The sequence below is a fragment of the Kitasatospora sp. GP30 genome (assembly GCF_029892145.1).
GTDB lineage: Bacteria > Actinomycetota > Actinomycetes > Streptomycetales > Streptomycetaceae > Kitasatospora > Kitasatospora acidiphila.
In genome coordinates, this window is record NZ_JARZAH010000020.1 from 122378 (window position 1) to 142196 (window position 19819).

20 protein-coding genes, 1 tRNA gene and 1 pseudogene are annotated in these 19819 nt (G+C 72.0%); 15 read left to right on the top strand and 7 right to left on the bottom strand.

The features are described 5' to 3' along the window. Positions 1-79 precede the first annotated feature (79 nt). From metG to P3T35_RS25105, 4 genes are all read left to right on the top strand, one after another. The gene (gene metG, locus P3T35_RS25090; protein ID WP_101383422.1) at positions 80-1540 is read left to right on the top strand and encodes a methionine--tRNA ligase; all 1461 of its coding nucleotides are present in this window, start codon (positions 80-82) and stop codon (positions 1538-1540) included. After that, positions 1537-2025: a GNAT family N-acetyltransferase gene (locus P3T35_RS25095; RefSeq protein WP_218976729.1), complete on the top strand. Its 489-nt coding sequence runs from the start codon at positions 1537-1539 to the stop codon at positions 2023-2025. Before metG ends, P3T35_RS25095 begins: the two co-directional genes overlap by 4 nt. Beyond that, positions 2025-2639 carry a DUF4231 domain-containing protein gene (locus P3T35_RS25100; RefSeq protein WP_101383420.1) on the top strand — a complete coding sequence of 205 codons (615 nt, stop codon included), beginning with the start codon at positions 2025-2027 and terminating at the stop codon, positions 2637-2639. The genes P3T35_RS25095 and P3T35_RS25100 overlap by 1 nt, the downstream gene beginning before the upstream one ends. A 414-nt stretch (positions 2640-3053) precedes the next feature. Beyond that, a complete protein-coding gene (locus P3T35_RS25105) occupies positions 3054-4706 on the top strand; it encodes a carboxyl transferase domain-containing protein (RefSeq protein WP_101385434.1) in 1653 nt (550 codons plus the stop codon). 149 nt (positions 4707-4855) lie between these two features. On the opposite strand, the gene P3T35_RS25110 is transcribed toward P3T35_RS25105, so the two are convergent. Continuing rightward, positions 4856-5224, bottom strand: coding sequence for a hypothetical protein (locus tag P3T35_RS25110; RefSeq protein WP_143676977.1), 369 nt, complete (start codon positions 5222-5224; stop codon positions 4856-4858). A gap of 344 nt (positions 5225-5568) precedes the next feature. Here P3T35_RS25110 and P3T35_RS25115 point away from each other — a divergent pair. Together P3T35_RS25115 and P3T35_RS25120 are read left to right on the top strand one after the other, a co-directional pair. Further along, positions 5569-6043, top strand: a pseudogene (locus P3T35_RS25115) (VOC family protein). A 63-nt stretch (positions 6044-6106) separates the two neighbouring features. After that, a complete protein-coding gene (locus tag P3T35_RS25120) occupies positions 6107-6553 on the top strand; it encodes a DNA-binding protein (protein ID WP_101383418.1) in 447 nt (148 codons plus the stop codon). 63 nt (positions 6554-6616) lie between these two features. Here P3T35_RS25120 and P3T35_RS25125 read toward each other — a convergent pair whose 3' ends face one another. Further along, entirely contained in the window at positions 6617-8068 is a 1452-nt protein-coding gene (locus P3T35_RS25125; protein ID WP_101383417.1) for an MFS transporter, read from the bottom strand. A 180-nt stretch (positions 8069-8248) separates the two neighbouring features. On the opposite strand from P3T35_RS25125, the gene P3T35_RS25130 reads away from it, so the two are divergent. Continuing rightward, positions 8249-8794, top strand: coding sequence for a helix-turn-helix domain-containing protein (locus tag P3T35_RS25130; protein ID WP_101383416.1), 546 nt, complete (start codon positions 8249-8251; stop codon positions 8792-8794). 97 nt (positions 8795-8891) lie between these two features. Here P3T35_RS25130 and P3T35_RS25135 read toward each other — a convergent pair whose 3' ends face one another. Beyond that, positions 8892-9350 carry an ATP-binding protein gene (locus tag P3T35_RS25135; protein ID WP_101383415.1) on the bottom strand — a complete coding sequence of 153 codons (459 nt, stop codon included), beginning with the start codon at positions 9348-9350 and terminating at the stop codon, positions 8892-8894. Between the two features lie 207 nt (positions 9351-9557). Here P3T35_RS25135 and P3T35_RS25140 point away from each other — a divergent pair, with 207 nt between their 5' ends. Then, entirely contained in the window at positions 9558-10904 is a 1347-nt protein-coding gene (locus P3T35_RS25140; protein ID WP_101383414.1) for a hypothetical protein, read from the top strand. Positions 10905-11027: 123 nt separating this feature from the next. Here the strand turns inward: P3T35_RS25140 and P3T35_RS25145 are convergent, their stop codons facing one another. Further along, positions 11028-11483 carry a hypothetical protein gene (locus P3T35_RS25145; protein WP_280707798.1) on the bottom strand — a complete coding sequence of 152 codons (456 nt, stop codon included), beginning with the start codon at positions 11481-11483 and terminating at the stop codon, positions 11028-11030. A gap of 290 nt (positions 11484-11773) precedes the next feature. On the opposite strand from P3T35_RS25145, the gene P3T35_RS25150 reads away from it, so the two are divergent. The 4 genes from P3T35_RS25150 to P3T35_RS25165 all read left to right on the top strand — a co-directional run bounded on the left by P3T35_RS25150 (position 11774) and on the right by P3T35_RS25165 (position 16280). Then, positions 11774-12241: a hypothetical protein gene (locus P3T35_RS25150; protein WP_101383413.1), complete on the top strand. Its 468-nt coding sequence runs from the start codon at positions 11774-11776 to the stop codon at positions 12239-12241. A gap of 75 nt (positions 12242-12316) precedes the next feature. After that, positions 12317-13216 (top strand): hypothetical protein, encoded by a 900-nt coding sequence (locus P3T35_RS25155; RefSeq protein WP_101383412.1) that lies wholly within the window; start codon positions 12317-12319, stop codon positions 13214-13216. A 41-nt stretch (positions 13217-13257) separates the two neighbouring features. Beyond that, positions 13258-14424, top strand: coding sequence for a winged helix DNA-binding domain-containing protein (locus P3T35_RS25160; RefSeq protein WP_101383411.1), 1167 nt, complete (start codon positions 13258-13260; stop codon positions 14422-14424). 251 nt (positions 14425-14675) lie between these two features. Further along, a complete protein-coding gene (locus P3T35_RS25165) occupies positions 14676-16280 on the top strand; it encodes an alpha-galactosidase (RefSeq protein WP_101383410.1) in 1605 nt (534 codons plus the stop codon). Positions 16281-16355: 75 nt separating this feature from the next. On the opposite strand, the gene P3T35_RS25170 is transcribed toward P3T35_RS25165, so the two are convergent. The 3 genes from P3T35_RS25170 to P3T35_RS25180 all read right to left on the bottom strand — a co-directional run bounded on the left by P3T35_RS25170 (position 16356) and on the right by P3T35_RS25180 (position 18102). Further along, positions 16356-16426 (bottom strand) — tRNA-Cys (locus P3T35_RS25170). An 87-nt stretch (positions 16427-16513) separates the two neighbouring features. After that, on the bottom strand, positions 16514-17425 hold the full coding sequence (locus P3T35_RS25175; protein WP_101383409.1) for a LysR substrate-binding domain-containing protein: 912 nt from the start codon (positions 17423-17425) through the stop codon (positions 16514-16516). Positions 17426-17526: 101 nt separating this feature from the next. Continuing rightward, entirely contained in the window at positions 17527-18102 is a 576-nt protein-coding gene (locus P3T35_RS25180; protein WP_101383408.1) for a TetR/AcrR family transcriptional regulator, read from the bottom strand. 107 nt (positions 18103-18209) lie between these two features. On the opposite strand from P3T35_RS25180, the gene P3T35_RS25185 reads away from it, so the two are divergent. From P3T35_RS25185 to P3T35_RS25195, 3 genes are read left to right on the top strand one after another with little or no spacing between them, the layout of a single operon-like run. Next, positions 18210-19370: an FAD-dependent monooxygenase gene (locus tag P3T35_RS25185; RefSeq protein ID WP_101383407.1), complete on the top strand. Its 1161-nt coding sequence runs from the start codon at positions 18210-18212 to the stop codon at positions 19368-19370. Between the two features lie 49 nt (positions 19371-19419). Further along, positions 19420-19617 (top strand): hypothetical protein, encoded by a 198-nt coding sequence (locus tag P3T35_RS25190; protein WP_101383406.1) that lies wholly within the window; start codon positions 19420-19422, stop codon positions 19615-19617. A 33-nt stretch (positions 19618-19650) separates the two neighbouring features. Next, entirely contained in the window at positions 19651-19797 is a 147-nt protein-coding gene (locus P3T35_RS25195) for a hypothetical protein (RefSeq protein WP_180356711.1), read from the top strand. Positions 19798-19819: the final 22 nt, after the last annotated feature.

A 19819-nucleotide genomic window follows, 5' to 3' on the forward strand; every position in this document is an offset into this window, starting at 1 on the left:
AGGCCCCGCCACCACGGGGCCTCGTTTCGTGTTCGCGGCCCCGGTTGCCCACCACGATTCCGTGACCGGAGGACCGCTCATGACCACCTATCTGACCACCACCATCCCGTACGTCAACGCCCGCCCGCACCTCGGCTTCGCGCTCGAACTGGTGCAGGCCGATGTGCTGGCCCGGCACCGGCGTTCCCGTGGCGAGGACGTCCGGCTGCTCAGCGGTACGGATGAGAACTCGCTCAAGAACGTCCTTGCCGCCGCGGCCGCCGGGGTCGAGGTGCGCACGCTGGTGGACCGCAATGCCGCTGCCTTCGAGGCACTTCAGGAGCCGCTGGCGTTGCGGCTGGACGACTTCATCCGCACCAGCCGCGATCCGCGCCATCCGGTCGGCGTCGCGGAGCTCTGGCGCCGCTGCGCGGCCAGTGGCGACCTGTATCGACGGCACTACCGCGGCCGGTACTGCGTGGGCTGCGAACAGTTCTACACGGCCGAGGAGTTGGCGGACGGCCGGTGCCCGGAGCACGGCACCGAGCCGCAGTTCGTCGAGGAGAAGAACTGGTTCTTCCGACTCTCGCGCTACACCGGGCAGTTGCGGGCTGCGATCACTGAGGGCCGGTTGCGGATCGACCCGCCCGCGCGCCGGAACGAGGTGCTCGGCCTGCTCGCGGCCGGCCTGCCGGACTTCTCGGTGTCGCGTTCCCGTGAGCGCGCGCACGGTTGGGGGATCCCGGTGCCCGGCGACGACTCCCAGGTGATCTACGTCTGGTGGGACGCGCTCGGCAACTACGTCACCAGTCTCGGCCTCGACTCCCCCGACTTCGACCGCTGGTGGCGCGGCAGCGAGCGGCGGATCCACCTGTGCGGAAAGGGCGTGCTGCGCTTCCACGCGGTCTACTGGCCGGCGTTGCTGCTCTCCGCCGGCCTGCCGCTGCCCACCGACATCCTGGTGCACGACTACCTCACCGTCGACGGCCGGAAGATCAGCAAATCGGCGGGCAACACCGTCGACCCGGTCCAACTGGTCGACGGCTACGGCACCGACGCGGTGCGCTGGTGGCTACTGCGCGACGTGGCGAAGGTCGGTGACACCGACTTCACGGTCAACCGCCTGGCGGAGCGCGCCAATGCCGATCTGGCGGGCGGGATCGGCAACCTGGTGAAGCGCGTGGTCACCTTGGTACACCGTCAATGCGACGGTCGAGTACCCCAGTTGGACTCGGCCGCACTGCCCGAGTGCGCCACCGTCCCGGCCGAGATCGCCGCCGCGCTCGACCGTTACGACTTCCGCCGTGCCACCGGCGCGCTCTGGCAGCTGCCGGCGGCGGCGAACCGCTACCTGGATCAGACCCGGCCCTGGTCGGATCCGACAACTGCGCCCCGCCATCTGGCCGTTCTGCTGCACGCCTGCCGCACGCTCGGCGAGTTGCTGACGCCGTTCCTGTCCGATGCCGCAGGCCACGTGCTGGCCCAGTGCACTCCAGGTCCGGACGGTCGACTGCCCGAGGCTCGAACACTCTTTCCACGCCGCTACCCTCAGAGCGCATGAGGATCGAATCGATGCGGCCCGACCACGGCAGGCAGGTGCTCGACATCTACCGGCTCGGGATCGCCGGGGGAAACGCCACCTTCGAGACCGAGGCGCCGAGTTGGGCCAAGTTCAACAGCGGTCGGCTGCCCGAGCACCGGCTGGTCGCCGTGGACGAGGAGGAGCGCGTCCAGGGGTGGGCCGCGGTCTCCCGGATCTCCGAGCGGCGCGCCTACGAGGGGGTGGTCGAGCACTCGGTCTACGTGCACCCGAAGGCACAGGGCCACGGGGTCGGCTACGCCCTGCTCACCGCGCTGATCGACTCGACCGATGCGGCCGGCATCTGGACCGTGCAGTCCGGGATCTTCCCCGAGAACACCGCCAGCCTGGCCCTCCACGAGCGGGCCGGCTTCCGGGTGATCGGCACCCGGGAACGGATCGGCCGCCTGCACGGCCAGTGGCGCAACGTGGTGCTGGTGGAACGCCGCAGCCCGGTGGTGCTCTGATGCCCGCCGGGGTGCCGGAGCAGGGCGCCGGGGTCCCGGAGCAGGGGGCCGGGGTGCCGGAGCAGGGCGCCGGGGTCCCGGAGCAGGACGCCGGGGTCCCGGAGCAGGACGCCGGGGTCCCGGAGCAGGGCGCCGGAGTGCCAGCGAAGGGGGCCGGGGTGCCGGAGCAGCGGGCGCCCGAGCAGGGGGCCGCCCGCTCCGCCCAGCCGCCGGACAGCGCGCTGGACCAGGCGATGCGCCAGTTGGCCTGGTACCGCAAAGCCCGCAACCGGGCCAAGCTCGCCCACCAGTCGAGCGAGCTGCTGGCGCTGCTGACCACCTCGGCCACCGTACTGGTCTCCGCGCTCCGCGCCCCCGCCGCGGTCACCGCCTCGATGGCGGCCCTGACCCTCTTCCTGACCGGCTTCCGGCAGATCTTCAAGCCCAACGAACGCTGGACCCGCACCTCAGTAGCCTGGCTGACGCTGCACCACGAGATCACCCGATACCTGCACCGCCCGCCCACCGAGCGGAACGGTGACGCACTGCTGGAGCGGGTCATGGAGATCACCATGACCGAGAACCGCGACTGGGTTGAGGAGCGCGGGCACGACGGCGGATCCGCGCCGTCATGACACGGCAAGTCCGCGCTGCTGTTGCAACAGCGGCTCCGCGACCGATGTGAAGCGGCCGCTCCGAACCGGTGCGGCACGGCCGGTCCACGCCGTCGTGGAACAGCGGGTTCGTGCCGGTGCAGCACGGCTGGTCCACGCCGTCGTGAAACGGCGACCCCGTACCAGTGCGACACAGCCGTCCATGGCGGTGTGAATCGGCGGGTCCGTACCGGCGTGGCACGGCCGGCTACGACCCAGGTGAAACGGCCGCCCCGTACCGGTGCGGCACCACCGTCCACCCCGTCGCGAAACGGCGACCCCGTACCAGTGCGGCACCGCTGGTCCACGGCGGTGTGACCTGGTCGACGTTGTGGCCGTGCGCGACCGCTGCCGACACTGGGCGGTGTGAACACGACACCTGGCAGTGTGCACCCGATGCCGCCCCGCCCGGCCGCGCTGGCCTTCGCCGAGCAGTTGCTCGACCCCGGCTCGTTCCGTAGCTGGGACACCCCGCCGCAGTACGCGGACGCCGGGCCGGAGTACCTCGCCGACCTGGCGCGAGCCCGGCAGCGCAGCGGTGCCGATGAGGCGGCGCTCACCGGTGAGGGGCGGCTCGGCGGCCACCGGGTGGCGCTGCTGCTGAGCGAGTTCGCGTTCCTGGGCGGCTCGATCGGCACCGCCACCGCTGCCCGCCTGCTGCACGCCATCGAACGGGCGACGGCCGAGGGCTTGCCACTTCTCGGCTTCCCGGCCTCTGGCGGCACCCGGATGCAGGAGGGCACCCCGGCCTTCGTCCGGATGATCGCGATCACCAACGCGGTGACCGCGCACAAGGCCGCCGGGCTGCCCTATCTGGTCCATCTGCGCCACCCCACCACGGGCGGGGTGCTGGCGTCATGGGGCTCGCTCGGCCAGCTCACCACGGCCGAGCCCGGGGCGCTGATCGGGTTCCTTGGGCCGCGCGTCTACGCGGCGCTGTACGGCGCGCCCTTCCCGGCCGGCGTGCAGCGAGCCGAGCATCTGGAGCGGTTCGGCACGGTGGATGCGGTGCTCGGCCCTGAGCAGTTGCGGGAGCGGCTGGTCGCGACACTGGACGTGCTGCTGGTGGCGGACCGGGTGGGCGAGGCGGTTAATAATGCCGATTACGCGGACGGCCGGGTGGTCGACGCAGCGATTAATACTGCCCATTATTCGAGCCGAGCGGCGACTGAAGGAGTCGACGCCAGCATTAATAATGGCCATTATTCGGCCCGAGCAGCGGCCAGCGAGGCTGGCGAGAACGGTGACGCCAGCGAGATCGGTGAGCCCGCCGAGGCCAGCGCTAATAATGGGCATTATTACGACCCCCCGGCCCCCTGCCCAGTCTGGGAGTCCGTCGAAATCACCCGCGAGCCGGGGCGCCCCGGCCTGGCCGAGCTGCTGGCCCGGGCCGACGCGGTGGTGCCGCTCTCGGGCACCGGAGCGGGCGAGCGTGATGACGCGCTGCGCCTGGCACTGGCCCGGATCGAGGGGGTCTCCTGCGTGGTGGTCGGGCACGATCGGGCAGCGGCCGAGCGGCACGGGCCGGTCGGACCGGCCGGGCTGCGCACCGCGCGGCGCGGCATGCGGCTGGCGACCGAGCTGCGGCTGCCGCTGCTGACCGTGATCGACACCCATGGGGCGATGCTCAGTCAGACCGCAGAGGAGGGCGCACTGGCGGGTGAGATCGCACGTTGCACGGCCGAGTTGAGCAGCATCCCGGTGCCGGTGGTGAGCCTGCTGCTCGGCGAGGGCGCGGGCGGCGCGGCGCTGGCGCTGCTGCCGGCCGACCGCGCGCTGGCGGCCGAGCATGCCTGGCTGTCGCCACTGCCGCCCGAGGGTGCCTCGGTGATCCTGCACCGCACCCCGGACCAGGCACCCCGGCTGGCCGAACAGCAGCGGATCGGCGCGGCGGAGCTGCTGCGCGAGGGCGTGGTGGACCGGCTGCTCCCGGAGTCCGGGGACTTCCTGGCGCGTACCGTCATCGCCGTGGCCGCCGAGCTCGCCCGTGCCGCCACTCTGTCACCACCGACGGCCCGGCTCGACCGTTTCCGCTCGCTGGCGCGGTGACCTGTTGCCCGCGGATCCCGCGGATCCTGCACCACCTGCAGCACCCCAGGCCACGGACGTCGGCGCCCCCGGACCTGTCGGTTCGTCAGTGGGGGTGCCGGGCGGGTTACGCGGTTCGCCCGCCGCCCGGTGGGCTGCCCTCGTGATCCTCAACCGCCCATGTACAGCCGTCGGTGCCACCACGGATACGGATTGCCGCTCCAGTCCGTCCAGTGGCTGGGATCAGGATCGTGCAGTGTCCTGCGGCCGAACTCCGCATCGAGGCCGGCGAGTAGCCGTCGCAACTCGGCGCGGGCCAGTAGCGGGAGGAAGCTCACTATCTCCTGCAGCGCATCCCTGACCACCGCGACATCGTCGTACTGGCACCCCGGACAGGCTGGGCACTCCGAGGCGACCAGCCTCAGCCTCCGACCGGGCTGTCGCAAGAACTTCCGGTAGCCGTAGAGGAGTTGCGAGGTCCGCCCGGGCTGAAGATCAAAGAGGTGATAGCCATAGCTGTGATCGCCGTGCTCCAGCATGTGGATCGCGGCACTCGTGTCACGCGACAGACGGTCGATGGGGGGGCAGCTCACGCGCCCACTGCGGCGGTTGGCGCTCCCGTACGGCGCGGATCGCGCCGGGACGCTTACGCGGCATGAGCCTTTCTGGTGGTCATCACGGAGCTCATCCTGTCATCAGCAACACTCGATGCGCCAGCGCGGTTGCGTGCCAACCACCTGCGAGGGAAGCCACGTCCGCGACGAGGACACCGCCCGCCGGTCGCTGCTGAAGCTCACCCACCGCCCCGCAACGAACTCGCCCCCCGCGAGCCGGTGACCCGAGCCCGGCCGGCTGCCTCGGTCGACTCCGCGAGCGGACGGGAATGACCGACGACCCATCAGCCTTGCAGCACGGCGTGAGCGAACTGCGGCTTGTGTGACCGCCGCAGACTACGAGGCCGCGCTCGCCGTCTACCGGGACGGGACCAGTTGGGCCTGCCCGAGCAGGCCACGTTCACCTCGCCGGGCGGGCGAGCGGGCCCGCGGGTGACCATCCTGGAGGCCGACCAGGCCACCCTGGAGATCGCCGACCCGCCGCACGCCGCCACATCGACGAGGTCGAGGTCGGGCAGCGAGTCGCGGGGCACATCCGGGCGGCCTTCCGGGCGGCCTTCCGGGTGCCGAACGCCCGGGAGCCGACCGAACGAGCCCGGGTCGCGGGGGCCGAGGTGATCGCGGAACCGGTGGCGACGCCGTGGAACTCGTCCGACTCCCGCCTGGCCGGGCCGGACGGCCGGTCTCCAGCTGACCCTCTTCAAGGAGTTGGGCGACCAGTCGACCAGCCGGGCCGACTCCTGATTGAACATCTCGTTCAACATTATCCGTTGACAACGATGCACATCGCCCGTGATGCTGAGGCCCATGACGTCCATGGATATTGACGACCCGTTCGCCGCTCCCGACCCGGATCGCAGCCGCGCGGAGCGGGCGCCGGCCGCGCTGTTCCGGATCGCCGAGCGGCACGCCGCCACCGATGAGCAGCGGCGGCGGCAGGTGCACCCCTATGTCCTGGGGCCGCATGAGGCGGTTCGGTTGGTGAGCTTCCTGCTCAGCGGGGCGGCGCTCGCGGAGGAGGGCGAACCGCCGGTGGACCGAAACGACATGATGGCCGCGCTCACTCTGCTGCCGCTGGTCCGGGCCGAGTTGGACGAGTTGGAGAGCGGTCTGCTGCAGATGGCCCGGGGTCGCGGTCTGACCTGGCAGGACATCGCCTTCGGCCTGGGCCTCGGCACCCCGCAGGCCGCCCGCCAGCGTGCCGAGCGGCTGGCCGAGCGGGTCGCCACCGATGATGATCTGACCGGGAGTTGACGGAGACCGCCTCCCACCACCCGCCCCGCCCCCACCACCTCACGCCCCCGCGTCACCCCCGCCTCACGCCCCCGCGTCAGCCCCGCTGCCCGCCTGCCGGGTACCGGCCGCCCGCGCCCAGAGCGCCACCGCCGCACCCAGCAGGCACATCAGAATGGCCACCAGGATCGCGCGGTCGGCTCCGGTGGCGACCGCGGCGGCGGGGTGCCCGGCGGACCGGACGGAGTTGATCACGGCGAGGACGATCGCGATGCCGAGTGACGAACCCAGGTAGCGGGCGGTGTTGTTGACGCCTGACCCCATCGCGGCCCGGTGCGCCGGAACGCTGCTGACGGCGAGTCGGGCCAGCCCCGCGTTGAGCACGCCGCTGCCGATCCCGGCCACCACCAGCCCGGGCGCCAGGCGCACCCAGCCGTCACCGGAGCTCAGCCCGTAGAGGGCGGCCTCACCCACCGCGCAGGTGAGCAGGCCGACCGCCAGCTGGGTGGCGGGCGCCAACCGGGTGGCCAGGTGGCGGGCCTGCAGGGCGGCGACCACGGAGAGCCCGGACCAGATCGCCAGCACGAGACCGGCGGCCAGCGGGGTGAGACCGAGTGCGCGCTCCAGGATCAGCGGCACGCAGCTCATCAGGCCGACCAGCGAGAGCCCGGTGAAGAGCGCGCCGGCACCGGCGGCGACGAAGCCGGGGGTGCGGAACAGCGCCAGGTCGAGCATCGGCTCCGCGACCTTGGCTTCCACCAGCGCGAAGCCGGCCAGCCCCACCACCCCGAGGCCGAGCAGGATCGCCACCGACGGCTGTCCCCAGCCGCTGCGGCCCTGGGCGAGGCCCGCATTGAGCAGCGCCACGGCCACCGAGAGGGTCAGGGCACCGAAGACGTCGAGCCGGCGCGGCCGTTCGCTGCGCGACTCGGCCAGGCAGCGCTTGGAGAGCGCCAACAGCAGCAGGGACAGTGCCCCGAGCACCCAGTAGACGGTGCGCCAGCCGCCGTGGTCGACGAGCAACGCGGCATAGACCGGGCCGACGGCGATACCGAGGCCGACCGCCGCACCCCAGCCGCCGAGGGCTCGCACCCGGGCAGGGCCGGGCGGGAAGGCCTCGCTGATCAGGCCGAGGCTGGGCGCCAGGATCGCCGCCGAGGCACCGCCCTGGAGCACCCGGGCGATCAGGAAGACCGCGGGGTCCGGCGCGACCGCGCCCAGCACCGAGCTGACCGCCAGGGCCAGTGCGCCGAGCCCGAAGACCCGCTTGCGCCCATGGTCGTCGGCCACCCCGCCCATGATCAGCAGCAGTGCGGTCAGGCCGACCGAGGCGGCGGTCAGGATCCAGGTCTGGGCCGCGGCGCCGGCGTGCAGCGAGGCGGCGGTGGGCGCCAGCGTGGTGGTGGTCACGGTGTAGTTGACCAGCACCAGGAAGGTGCCGAAGCAGGCCGTCAGCAGCGTGGGCGACGCCGAGGCCGTCGGTGCGGTGGTGGTGCTGATGGCCCGCGAAGGCGGCGTCAGCTCGCGGATGGCCATGACGGATCCCCCTGGATTCAACTAGGTCTGGTGAATGAACCTACTACCCGCCTCACGGTACACCATGAGTCTGTTCATTGAACCCACTCGGCTTGCCGAATCCGGGGCTGAATCCGGGCTGAATTCGTTGACTGAACTCAAGAGTCTGTTCAACGAACCGACCCCGAGTAGACTGGCGCCATGGCGCTTGGAACGGACTACGCCCAGCAGGACTGCTCACTCGCCCGTGCCCTGGAGGTGGTCGGCGAGCGGTGGAGCATGCTCATCGTCCGCGATGCCTTCTACGGCGTGAGCCGGTTCAACGACTTCCTCGCCCACTTGGACATCCCGCGCGCGGTGCTCACCGCACGGCTGCGGACCCTGGTCGAGGCGGGCGTGCTGTACAAGGAGCCCTACCAGGACTCCCCCGTGCGCTACGGCTACCACCTGACCGATGCCGGGCGCGAGCTATGGCTGCCAGTGCACTCGCTGGCCCGCTGGGGCGAGAAGCACGCCTCCCGAAACAGCGCGCGGTTCCTTTTCACGCACGACGCCTGCGGTCACCGGCTGAGCCCGTCCGGCTTCTGCGTCCCGTGCGGGGTGCTGGTCCACCCGGACGAGGTGATCATCCGCCAGTCCACCGACGCCAGCCCCAACCCGCGCACCGACGCGGTCACCAAGGCGCTGGCCGCGCCGCACCGCCTGCTGACGCCGCTGGACACGGCACCGGAGCAGCAGCCCGCCTGACCGACCGTTCGTCAGAAGCGTTCAGTACTGGGACAGACACCACTGGGACAGTCAAGACGGAAAACGGAAAACGTTAAACAGCCAGCGCGGAAAGCAGTCAGCGCGGATAGGAAGCCGCCGAGGCGCTCACCGGCTCGCCCCGCTGCCCGACGGGCGCCCGCTGGGCGGCGAAGGCGAAGTAGACCACCTTCCCGCCGGGCACCATCCGCCAGCCCCACCTGCCGGCCAGTGCCTCGACCAGCACTAAGCCACGCCCCGACGGCAGTTCGTCGCCGGCCACGAGCACGGCGGGCGGACGCCGGCAGCCGTCGGCCACTTCCACCCGCAGCTCGTCGGCGACCCAGTCGACCGTCACCAGGCAGCTGCCGCCCGCGTGTTCAAGCGCATTGGCCACCAACTCGCTGGCGCACAGCCGGACATCCGACAATGCGTCCGCGGAGAGCGGCACCCCCCAGTGCTCCGCGGCTGCCACGACCCGCTCCCGGGCCCGCCGCACCGCTTCCACACCGACGGTGACGTGGAATTCGTCCCGCATAGGACGGTACTCGCGCTCCATGACGGCATCTCCTAGACCATCCGGAGAACGGCCGAGCAGACGTGCTGCCGCCGTCCCCCCACGACTGATACACAGTCAACCGGGTTACGCCAGCGATGAGAACGGGCCATGCTTGACCCAGTCGTGAATGACGTGAATCACGACGCGACCCTGGACGCGGGGGCGTCCGAGGGGGTGCGATTGACGGGGGCGAAGAACGGGGGAGCCATGACCCGCACACCGAACAGACAGCTCGCAGCCCTGCTGACGGAGGCCCGTTGGGGCAACGATCAGCTGGCCAGGGCGGTCAACCGTACCGGCCGGGACACCGGTCTCGAGCTGACCTACGACCACTCGGCGGTCTCGCACTGGCTCAAAGGCGTCAAGCCCAGGCTGGTCGTTCGACCGGTGATCGCCGAGGCTTTCGCCAGACGACTGGGACGCCCGGTGACCTCGCAGGAAGCCGGTTTCGGCAAGGCGCCGGCCGGTGCCCGCGACAACGACCGGCTGGGCGGATTGGCCGATCTGGTGCGGGACGACATGGACCCGTCGCGGCGCACCATGCTGGCCGCGGGGCTCTACTCGGCGGCGATGCTGGTGCCCGGCTACACGGAGCTCGCGCAGCGCCTGGACGGCGCGCAGCAGGAGGTTCGCGCCGGGCGCACGGTCCGGATCGGGGAGAGCGAAGTCGAGACCGTGCGCGCCATGACGGACCGGATCGCGGCCATCCTGGACGAGTTGGGCGGCGGCCACGCCCGTCCGATGAGCGCGGCGTTCCTGGCCAACACGGTGATGCCCTGGCTGTCGGCCGACGGCAGCCCGGCCACCAAGAAGTCGATGCTCGCCGCCGCCTCCGACCTGGTCTACCTGACCGGTTGGATGGCGATGTACGAGCGGGCCCACGGCCTGGGCCAGCAGTACTTCACCGAGGCCCTGCAACTGGCCCAGGACGGCCAGGACCACGTCACCTACTGCCGCACGCTGCGCGGCATGTCCCTGCAGGCGGCCAACCTCGGCTACGGCCCGCGCGCCCTGGAGTACGCGGACGCCGCCGCCGAGTGCGCCCCCGCCGCCGGCCCCCGGCTGACCGCCTTCCTGCGCGGCCAGCAGGCGCACGGCGCCGCCCTGGTGAAGGACCAGCGACTCGCCTTCACCCGGCTGCAGGAGACCGAGGCGGCACTGAGCAAGGCGGACGGCCGCAATGACGCGGTGGGCGGCTACGACTGGGCCGCCTACCACTTCCACGTCTCCAGCGTGCTCTACGCGCTCGGCGACCTGCCGGGCTCGATCCAGGCGATGCGGCAGTCCAACCGGACGCGTCCGGTCAATGAGCGCCAGGGCCGGCTGCACGCCAACGGGGTGCTCGCCGCCCGCCAGTGGGAGCTCGGGCACATCGAGGCCGCCACCGCGACCTGGGGCGAGTTCCTGGACGACTACACCGCCCTCTCCACCTCGCGCGGCGACGAGCACTTCGACAAACTGCGCGCCAGCCTGGCCGCCCAGGTCGGCAACCGCCAGGTCCGCCGCCTCGGCGAACGCGTGCGGGAGGTGGCCCGCCAGAAGGCGGCAGTCTGACCGGACGCCCGCCCGCCCCGGCGGGCCGCCCGGACGCACCCAGCGGGGTAGCCGGACGCACCCAGCGGGGTAGCCGGGCGCACCCAGCGGGGTGGCCGCGCGGACCGCGGCCACCCCGCTCGGTTACCTGCGCTCCGGCAAGGGAACGCGGGCCGTGCGCGCGGCAGTTCTGACCGGGTTGCTGGCCGTGCGCAGCATCGCGACCGCGATGACGATCAGCACCGCCTCGACGGCCAGGCTCAGCAGACCCAGCGGCTCGGTCCAGTTGCCCTTGTCGTCCGAGTAGTCGGGCAGGCCCGGCCCGCGCGACAGCACATAGCCGACCAGCGGCCCGAGGCCGATCCCGGCCGCCAGCACCCAGACCGGCAGCGCCGGCACCTTCCGGCCGGCCAGCGGCAGCAGCACCGCGGCGATGACGCCGGCCACTTCCAGCAGGTAGTAGCCGACGCCGACATAGTCGGGTGTCTTGTCGCCGGGGAAGCCTCCCTGGTCCTGGACGTGGATCCAGGAGACCGCGAGGCAGAGCAGCGCGGCGAGCGCGGCGAGTGACGTGCGGGTTGGCGAGGGGTGTGCGGACATGAGTCCTCCGGGGAAGTGGCGAGGGGAAAAGGGATCTGACGATCCATCAGTTCCTGTCTTGCCGGCGCCGGCGGGATCAGCATGTCAAGCCCGGACTTGACTGACCATGGCCATATGGCTCTGAAAACCTTCTGAATCCCACATCCCCCCGGGGGGTATATGATCCTTGGGTCCGGTCCTCCGGTCCGGTCCTCGGGTCCTCGGGTCCTCGGGTCCTCCGGTCCGGTCCTCGGGTGTGACGCGGCAGGCTCGCCGCGCCCATCCGGTCATGTCGGCGATGAGGAGCAGCGGTGCCCAGTCCCAGCAGCACCCCCCGGCGGTTCGCCGCCCGGTTGCTGCTGCTCACCACCCTGCTGCTCGGGCTCTTCCTGATGCACGGCGCACCCATGGCGGCCGGCACCGGCTGCCACTCGGACGCCCCGGCCCCGGCGCAGCACGTGATGGCGATGACCCCGACCGCGCAGCAGGCCGCCCACCAGGCCGGCCCAGCCGCCCACCAGGTCACCCCGCCCGTGCACCATCCCACCCCCTCCGCACAGCAGTCCCCCGGCATGGCGCACAGCACCGTCAACTGCCTTGCACTGCCCGCCCGCAACAGCAGCCCGCTCCCGCTCCCTCTGCTCAGCCTGCTCCCCGCCCTGCCGATCGCGCTGCCCCTTGGCCCGGGCAGGGCGGCGAGGCGCCGGCTGCCGGCCCGCCGCGGGCCACCGCGCGGCGGACGCGAGCTGCTGCTCCAGGTCTGCGTCGCGCGGAACTGAGCCGACCCCTCCGGGCCTCACCAGGAGCGCCCGGCACGGTGTCCTGCTCAGCTTCCGTTCCGAAAGACCTGACCCATGAACCTTCGTCGTACCCTCACGCTGTCCGCCGCCGCCACCGCGCTCGCCCTCACCCTCGCGGCCTGCGGCTCCTCCGGCCACGCCGTGCCGATGAACTCCCCGTCCAGCGCGCCTGGTTCGAGCCTGCCCGGTTCAAGCATGCCGGGGATGGACATGTCCGGCCCCGACACCGACGGCCTCTCCGACACCCTGGACGGCTACCACCTGACCGGCCTGCCCGGCACCCTCCCCCCGGGCCAGGACAGCACCGTCACCTTCCGGATCACCGGCCCGGACGGAAAGCCGGTCACCGCCTTCGCCACCGAGCAGACCAAGCAGTTGCACTTCTACGCGATCCGCGGCGACCTGACCGGCTTCCAGCACCTGCACCCCACCCTGACTGCCGACGGCACCTGGACGGCGCAGGTCAGCGCGCTGCAGTCGGGCAGTTGGCGGTTCTTCACCACCTTCACCCCGAGCAGCGGCCCGGGTGCGGGCAAGGGCTATGTGCTGAGCGGCACGGCCACCGCCGGCGGGCAGCAGCAGACCGTCCCGCTGCCCGCGCCGACGGCCACCGTGACCACCCCGGACGGCTACCAGGTGACCGCCGGCACGCCCGGCGGTCACCTGATGGCAGGGATGGAGCACCAGTTGACCGTCACCATCAGCAAGGACGGAAAGCCGGTCACCGACCTGCAGCCCTACCTGGAGACCTACGCCCATCTGACCGCCTTCCACACGGGCGACCAGGCGTTCGCCCATCTGCACCCGCAGACCGCGGTCAACGGCGACCACGGCGGACCCGAGTTGACCTTCCACGCCGAGCTGCCCAAGCCCGGTGACTGGCGGCTCTTCCTGCAGTTCCAGACCGGCGGTCGACTGCACACCGCCGCGCTCACCATGACCGCCGAAGGCTGAGCTCCGGTGCGCTGACGGACCGTCGGGCTACCCTCCCCACCATGGCCACCCATCTCACCGACGACCAGCGCCGCATCCGGCTGGCGCACCGCCACCTGCTGCACCCGGCCGCCCGCGCCACCCGGGTGGAGCAGGTGGCGGACGCGCTGGTCGGGCTGCACGCCACCGATGCCGCCACCGTCTTCCTCTCCGCCAACGCCCGGCTGGCCGAGCCGTCGGCGGCCGAGGTGGAGCGGGCGCTGTACCAGGACGTCAGCCTGGTGAAGCTGCTCTCGATGCGGCGCACCATCTTCGCCGTCACCGCCGAGCTGGCCCCGCAGGTGAGCGCGGCAGCGGCCCGGGCGATCGCGGTCAAGGAGCGGGCCACCCTGCTCAAGCACCTGGCCACGGGCGCCGAGGGCTGGGACGAGCAGCGGTTGGCGGAGGCCGAGCGGGCGGTGCTGGCGGCGCTGGCCGAGCGCGGGGAGGCGACCACCGCCGAGCTGTCCGTGGATGTGCCCGCGCTGAAGGAGACCATCCTGATGTCGCCGGGCAAGCCCTACGAGGCGCGCCAGAGCGTGGGCAGCCGGCTACTGCGGCTGCTCGCCTCGGACGGGCACATGAGGCGCTGCAAGCCGCGCGGTTCCTGGTTGAGCAGCAGCTATCCGTGGGCGCTGGTGCCGCCGTGGCCGGACGTGCCGGTGCGGGAGGCGAAGGCGGCGGTGATCGGCCGCTGGCTGGCGGGCTACGGCCCGGGCACCCTGGCCGACCTCAAGTGGTGGACGGGCTGGACGTTGGGCGAGGTGCGCACCGCGGTGGCTGATCTGGGGGCCGTCGAGGTGGCGTTGGACGGCGGTGCAACCGGCCTGGTGCTGCCCGGTGACGAGGCCGCGCTGCCGCCGGTCGAGCCGTGGGCGGCGCTGCTGCCCGCGCTGGATCCGACGGTGCTGGGCTGGCGCGAGCGCGACTGGTACCTGAGCCCGGAGCTGGTGCCCGCGCTGTTCGACCGGAGCGGCAACAACGGCCCCACCGTCTGGTGGAACGGCCGCGTGGTGGGCGGCTGGGCGCAGCGCACGGGCGGCGAGCTGGTCTGGCGGCTGCTCACCGACATCGGCGCCGAAGGGGAGGCCGCCGTGGCCGCCGAGGCGGAGCGACTGGCCGGCTGGCTCGGCGCGGTTCGGGTCACCCCGCGGTTCCGCACACCGCTGGAGCGCGAGCTGACCGCCTGACCGCCTGACCGCCTGACCGCCTGACCGCCTGACCGCCTGACGAGGTAACGAGCCGACCTCCTGACGAGGTAACGAGCCAACCTCCTGACGAGGTGGCGACCTGACGAGCCAACGAACCAGCAATCGAACCTAATCAACGTATTCCAACACAAGGATCGACCCCCGCGCGGTTATTGACGCCAGTACAGAACATGAGCAACCTTCTTCCAACAGAATGGCTCAGCTGATCCTCCACCCCCCTGGGAGTGTTCATGCAGATCCGCCGACTGACCCGCGCCCTGCTCGGCAGGGCCGCGGTACTCGCCCTGCTGGTGCCGGGCGTACCGGCCGTTGTGCTCACCGCCACCGCTCCCCCGGCCGCGGCGCTGGACAACGGCCTGGCCACCACCCCGCAAATGGGGTTCAACGATTGGAACGCGTTCGGCTGCAACGTCTCCGAGGCACTGATCAAGTCGACCGCCGACGCGATGCACAGCAACGGCATGCAGGCCGCCGGCTACGACTACGTCAACATCGACGACTGCTGGATGACCTCGACCCGCGACGCCAACGGCAATCTGGTGCCGGACCCGGCCAAGTTCCCGGACGGCATCGCCGGCACGGCCGCCTATGTGCACGGCCTGGGCCTGAAGCTGGGCATCTACGAGGATGGCGGCACCGCCACCTGCGCGGGCTATCCGGGCAGCCTCGGCCATGAGCGCGAGGACGCCGCCTCGTTCGCCGCCTGGGGCGTCGACTACCTGAAGTACGACAACTGCAACAACACCGGGGTCAGCGCGACCACCCGCTACACCGCGATGCGGGACGCGCTGGCGGCGACCGGCCGGCCGATCCTGTTCAGCCTCTGCAACTGGGGCCAGGAGTCGGTCTGGACCTGGGGCGCACCGGTCGGCGACTCCTGGCGCACCACGGGCGACATCAGCGCCGGCTACGGCAGCATGCTCGCCAACTTCCATGCCAATGTGGGCCTGGGCGCCTTCGCCGGGCCGGGGCACTGGAACGACCCGGACATGCTGGAGGTGGGCAACGGCATGTCGACCACCGAGGACCGCACCGAGTTCAGCCTGTGGGCCGAGATGGCCGCGCCGCTGATCTCCGGAACCACCATCACCACCGCCTCCGCCGACACCCTGGGCATCCTGACGAACCGCGCCGTGATCGCGGTGGACCAGGATCCGCTCGGCAAGCAGGGCCAACTGATCGCGAACAACGGCGGGTTGGACGTGATGGCCAAGCCGCTGGCCAATGGTGACGTCGCGGTGGCGCTGTTCAACGAGAACTCCGCGGCGGCCACCATCAGCACCTCGGCGCCGGCCATCGGCAAGACCGGCGCGGCGAGTTACACCCTCACCGATCTGTGGAGCGGCGCCACCGGCCGCACCACGGGCGCCATCAGCGCCACCGTGCCCGGCCACGGCACGGTGATGTACCGGGTGGCGGGCGGCAGTTCGGGGCCGATCCCGTCGGGCGTGGTCTCCGCGACCGGTGCCGGCAAATGCCTGGACATCCCCTGGGGCTGGACCACCCCCGGCACCCAGCCGCAGATCTGGGACTGCAACGGCGGCGGCAACCAGGTGTGGACCCAGACCCCGAGCGGCCAACTGACCGTCTACGGCGGTAGCAGCACCATGTGCCTGGACGCCTACAACAACCAGACCACGCCCGGCACCAAAGTGGAGATCTGGAACTGCAACGGGCAGACCAACCAGCAGTGGCGACTCAACTCCAACGGCACGATCACCGGCGTGCAGTCGGGCCTCTGCCTGGACGTCACGGGCGGCAGCACGGTGGACGGCGGACTGGCCGAGCTGTGGACGTGCAACGGCGGCAGCAACCAGCAGTGGAAGCTGAGTTGAGCAAGCGCCAGTGAACACAGTGGTGGGGCCGGTGACTTGGGGATCTCCCAGGCCACCGGCCCCACTGCCATCGCGAGGTGGAGACAGGATTCGAACCTATGTGCACGGCTCTGCAGGCCGCTGCCTCGCCTCTCGGCCACTCCACCAGTGATGCCGCTGCTGTGGACGATCATGCCGATCGCAGCGGGCGCCAGCCAGGCAGCACGCCACGAGTTCACCCGCTTGGCGGCGACTCAGTTCGGCGGCAGCCCGGTCCTTCCGCCGGCGCCACGCAGGGCGGCCCGGGCGCGGGTCAGCAGGGCCCGGCCCGCCGGGCTGCCCGGTCGGCCGGCCCGCCAGGCCAGCACCAGCCGGCCGCGCAGCGCGGGCGGGTCGATGGCGATGCTGTGCAGCCGGTCGGCCAAGGCGGCCGCATAGCCGCCCGGCAGGATGGCGGCGCCGAGCCCCCGGGCGGCCAGCTGGGCGAGCATCACCGGGTCGCTGGCCTCGAAGGCGATCCGCGGCGCGAACCCGGCCGTGGCGCAGCCCTCCATCAGCCGGGTCCGCAGGCCGGTGCCGTTCGGCAGGCTGATCAGCGGCACCTCGCGCAGCGCGGTGAGCGGCAGCACGGTGTGCCGGGCGAGCTCGTGCCCGTGGCTGACGGCCGCGACCAGCGGCTGGTCGTCGATCACCTGGAGCGCCAGCCCCTCCGGCGCGTCCGGTCCGACGCTGACGATCGCCAGGTCGAGGGAGCCCGAGTGCAGCCCGTCCAGCAGGTCGGCGGAGTCGCCCTCCCGCAGGGTGATCTCGACCGCCGGGTGGTCCTGGTTGAAACCGGCCAGCAGGCCGGGCAGGTCGACATTGTGCGAGGTCACCATGCCGATCGCGACCCGGCCGCGGAGCAGGCCGGTCAGCTCGTCGACCACCTGGCGGGCCCCGGCCACCGCGGCCAGCGCCGCTCGCGCGTACGGCAGGACGGCTTCCCCCACCTCGGTGAGCCGCACCGCCCGCCCCGAGCGGTCGAACAGCTCCTGCCCCAACTCCCGTTCCAGTCGCCGGATCTGCGCGCTCACGCCGGGCTGGGCAACATGCACCTGCTCCGCCGCCCTGGTGAAGTTCCGCTCCTCGGCCACGGCCACGAAGTACTGAAGCTGTCGCAGTTCCATACTCGGGGAGTATAGGCAGCGGGCCGATCAGCACGGCTTGTTCTGGTGGTCAACGGCCCGTTCTGATGATCAGTCGGCCGGCCCGAGCGGCCCGGCGCCGATCAGTCGGCCGACCCGCGCACCGCGGTGTCGACCAGAGCGCGCAGTTGGGCGGGCGAGACGGTGCCACCCGCCAGCAGCCGGTCGAAGACCAGCCCGTCGACGCAGGCCAGCAGGGTGTCGGTGCGCTCCTCGACGGCCGGTTCCGGCACGCCCTGGGCGCGCAGGAAGTCCTGCACCGCCTCCCTGGCCGCGTTCTGACGCGGCATCAGGATCTCGCGCAGCTCTGGCTGGTGGACGCTCTCGACCGCGCAGGCGTAGCGGGCCAGCGAGCGCCGCCGGCCGGCGCCGGTCAGCCGCAGCTCGGTGAACCGGGCCAGCCCGTCGGCCAGTTCGGCCGCCGAGCGGGGCAAAGGCGAGGCCTCGCCGAGCGCCTGCAGCTCGGCCTGGTCGAGCGCGACCAGCTGCCGGACCAGGGCGGTGAGCAGGTCCTTGCGGGTGCGCAGATAGGCCGAGGTGGTGCCGGCCGGCAGTCCGGCGGCGCGGTCCACGGCGCGGTGGGTCAGGCCGCGCATCCCGGCCTCGGCGAGGACGTCGATGGCGGCCTCGGCGAGGAGGGTGCGGCGTTCGGTGGTCACCCCCCATTTCTACACCTGTAGAGGGCGCGTTGTACGCTCCGTCCGGAACGCCCCTTCTACAGATGTAGAAGGGGCCAGGTGTAGAAGACCGGCGAGAGGAGCTGGGCATGGACAGCGGCACTGCGGTGGTGGTCGGCGGCGGCATCGGCGGGCTGTCCGCCGCGATCGGACTGCGTCGGGCGGGCTGGCAGGTGACGGTCGTCGAGCGCGCCGAGCAGCTGGACGACGCGGGCGCGGGCATCTCGCTCGCCGCCAACGGGATCCGCGCCCTGGAGGCGCTGGGCGTCGGCGCGGCGGTGCGGGCGGCCTCCCGCGGCCAGTACACCGGCGGTACCCGCACCCCCGACGGCCGCTGGCTGGCCCGGATGGACGGCGCGGCCCTGGAGCGCGCCCTCGGCACCCCGATCGTCGGCATCCCGCGCGCCACCCTGCACCGGATCCTGCGCGACGCCCTGCCCGAGCAGCAGTTGCTGATCGGCGAAGAGGTGACCGAGATCGACCGCTCCGACCCGGCCCGCCCGGCCGTGCGACTCGGCTCGACCACGCTGACCGCCGACCTGGTGGTGGCCGCCGACGGGGTGCGCAGCCGGATCCGCACCCAGCTCTTCCCCGGCCACCCCGGCCCGCAGTACAGCGGCTCGACGGTGCTGCGCGCGATCACCGAGCAGCCGGTCGACGTGCGCACCGACTTCGAGCTGACCTGGGGCCACGGCGCCGAGTTCGGGCACATCCTCTTCCCCGACGACCGGGCCGAGTGGCACGCGGTGCTCAACTCCCCTTCGGGGGTGCGCTATCCGGATCCGCTCGCGGTGCTGGCCGAGCGGTTCCGCGACTGGCACCAGCCGGTCCCCGCGCTGCTCGCCGCCACCCGCCCGCAGGACGTGCTGCACCACGACATCCATGAACTCAACCCCGGCCTGCCGAGTTTCACGGTCGACCGGATCGCACTGCTCGGCGACGCCGCGCACGCCATGACCCCCAACCTGGGACAAGGCGCCTGCCAGGCCCTGGAGGACGCGGCCACCCTGACGGCAGCCGTGGCCGGCGCCCGCACCATCGAGGACGCCCTGCGGCGCTATGACGCCGAACGGCGCCCGCGCAGCCAGGCGGTGGCCCGCGCCGCCCGCCAAGCCGGACGCCTCGGCGCCCAGTTGGAGCACCCACTCGCCGTCCGGCTGCGCAACACCGCCCTGCGACTCGCCCCCTCCGCCGCCACCCTGCGAGCGATCCTGCGCCACGCCGACTGGCAACCGCCACTGGCGGCCTGACCAGCTCCTCGGCGGGATGTGTAGTGTTGGTCTCTCATGCGTATGGACGTTGAGGGGGCGCCAGCAGTCCGGCGACCCGGCGAAGGCCGCCGCCGCGCTGCTCACCGCCCTGGCGCTGCCCGAGCCGCCGCTGCGCCTGGTGCTCGGCGCGGACGCGGTGGCCGGGATCCGCGGCAAGCTGCCGGCCGTCGGCGCCGACCTGGACCGCACCGCCGAGCTCAGCCTGAGCACGGCCGTCACCGACTGACCGTTCCGAACGCAGCACGAGAAGGAGCACGTGATGGACCAGGAGACGTTGCGTCAGCGATTCGCCTCGCTCAGCACCGCGCATGTGGCCGACGCCTGCATCCGCGCCAAGCTGCCGGCCGTCGGCGCCGACCTGGACCGCACCGCCGAGCTCAGCCTGAGCACGGCCGTCACCGACTGACCGTTCCGAACGCAGCACGAGA

Bases quoted from the DNA above. Each gene is read 5' to 3' on its own strand.
- metG (WP_101383422.1), top strand. From the start codon at position 80: ATGACCACCTATCTGACCACCACCATCCCGTACGTCAACGCCCGCCCG.
- P3T35_RS25095 (WP_218976729.1), top strand. From the start codon at position 1,537: ATGAGGATCGAATCGATGCGGCCCGACCACGGCAGGCAGGTGCTCGAC.
- P3T35_RS25100 (WP_101383420.1), top strand. From the start codon at position 2,025: ATGCCCGCCGGGGTGCCGGAGCAGGGCGCCGGGGTCCCGGAGCAGGGG.
- P3T35_RS25105 (WP_101385434.1), top strand. From the start codon at position 3,054: ATGCCGCCCCGCCCGGCCGCGCTGGCCTTCGCCGAGCAGTTGCTCGAC.
- P3T35_RS25110 (WP_143676977.1), bottom strand. From the start codon at position 5,224: ATGCTGGAGCACGGCGATCACAGCTATGGCTATCACCTCTTTGATCTT.
- P3T35_RS25120 (WP_101383418.1), top strand. From the start codon at position 6,107: ATGACGTCCATGGATATTGACGACCCGTTCGCCGCTCCCGACCCGGAT.
- P3T35_RS25125 (WP_101383417.1), bottom strand. From the start codon at position 8,068: ATGGCCATCCGCGAGCTGACGCCGCCTTCGCGGGCCATCAGCACCACC.
- P3T35_RS25130 (WP_101383416.1), top strand. From the start codon at position 8,249: ATGGCGCTTGGAACGGACTACGCCCAGCAGGACTGCTCACTCGCCCGT.
- P3T35_RS25135 (WP_101383415.1), bottom strand. From the start codon at position 9,350: ATGGAGCGCGAGTACCGTCCTATGCGGGACGAATTCCACGTCACCGTC.
- P3T35_RS25140 (WP_101383414.1), top strand. From the start codon at position 9,558: ATGACCCGCACACCGAACAGACAGCTCGCAGCCCTGCTGACGGAGGCC.
- P3T35_RS25145 (WP_280707798.1), bottom strand. From the start codon at position 11,483: ATGTCCGCACACCCCTCGCCAACCCGCACGTCACTCGCCGCGCTCGCC.
- P3T35_RS25155 (WP_101383412.1), top strand. From the start codon at position 12,317: ATGAACCTTCGTCGTACCCTCACGCTGTCCGCCGCCGCCACCGCGCTC.
- P3T35_RS25160 (WP_101383411.1), top strand. From the start codon at position 13,258: ATGGCCACCCATCTCACCGACGACCAGCGCCGCATCCGGCTGGCGCAC.
- P3T35_RS25165 (WP_101383410.1), top strand. From the start codon at position 14,676: ATGCAGATCCGCCGACTGACCCGCGCCCTGCTCGGCAGGGCCGCGGTA.
- P3T35_RS25175 (WP_101383409.1), bottom strand. From the start codon at position 17,425: ATGGAACTGCGACAGCTTCAGTACTTCGTGGCCGTGGCCGAGGAGCGG.
- P3T35_RS25185 (WP_101383407.1), top strand. From the start codon at position 18,210: ATGGACAGCGGCACTGCGGTGGTGGTCGGCGGCGGCATCGGCGGGCTG.
- P3T35_RS25195 (WP_180356711.1), top strand. From the start codon at position 19,651: ATGGACCAGGAGACGTTGCGTCAGCGATTCGCCTCGCTCAGCACCGCG.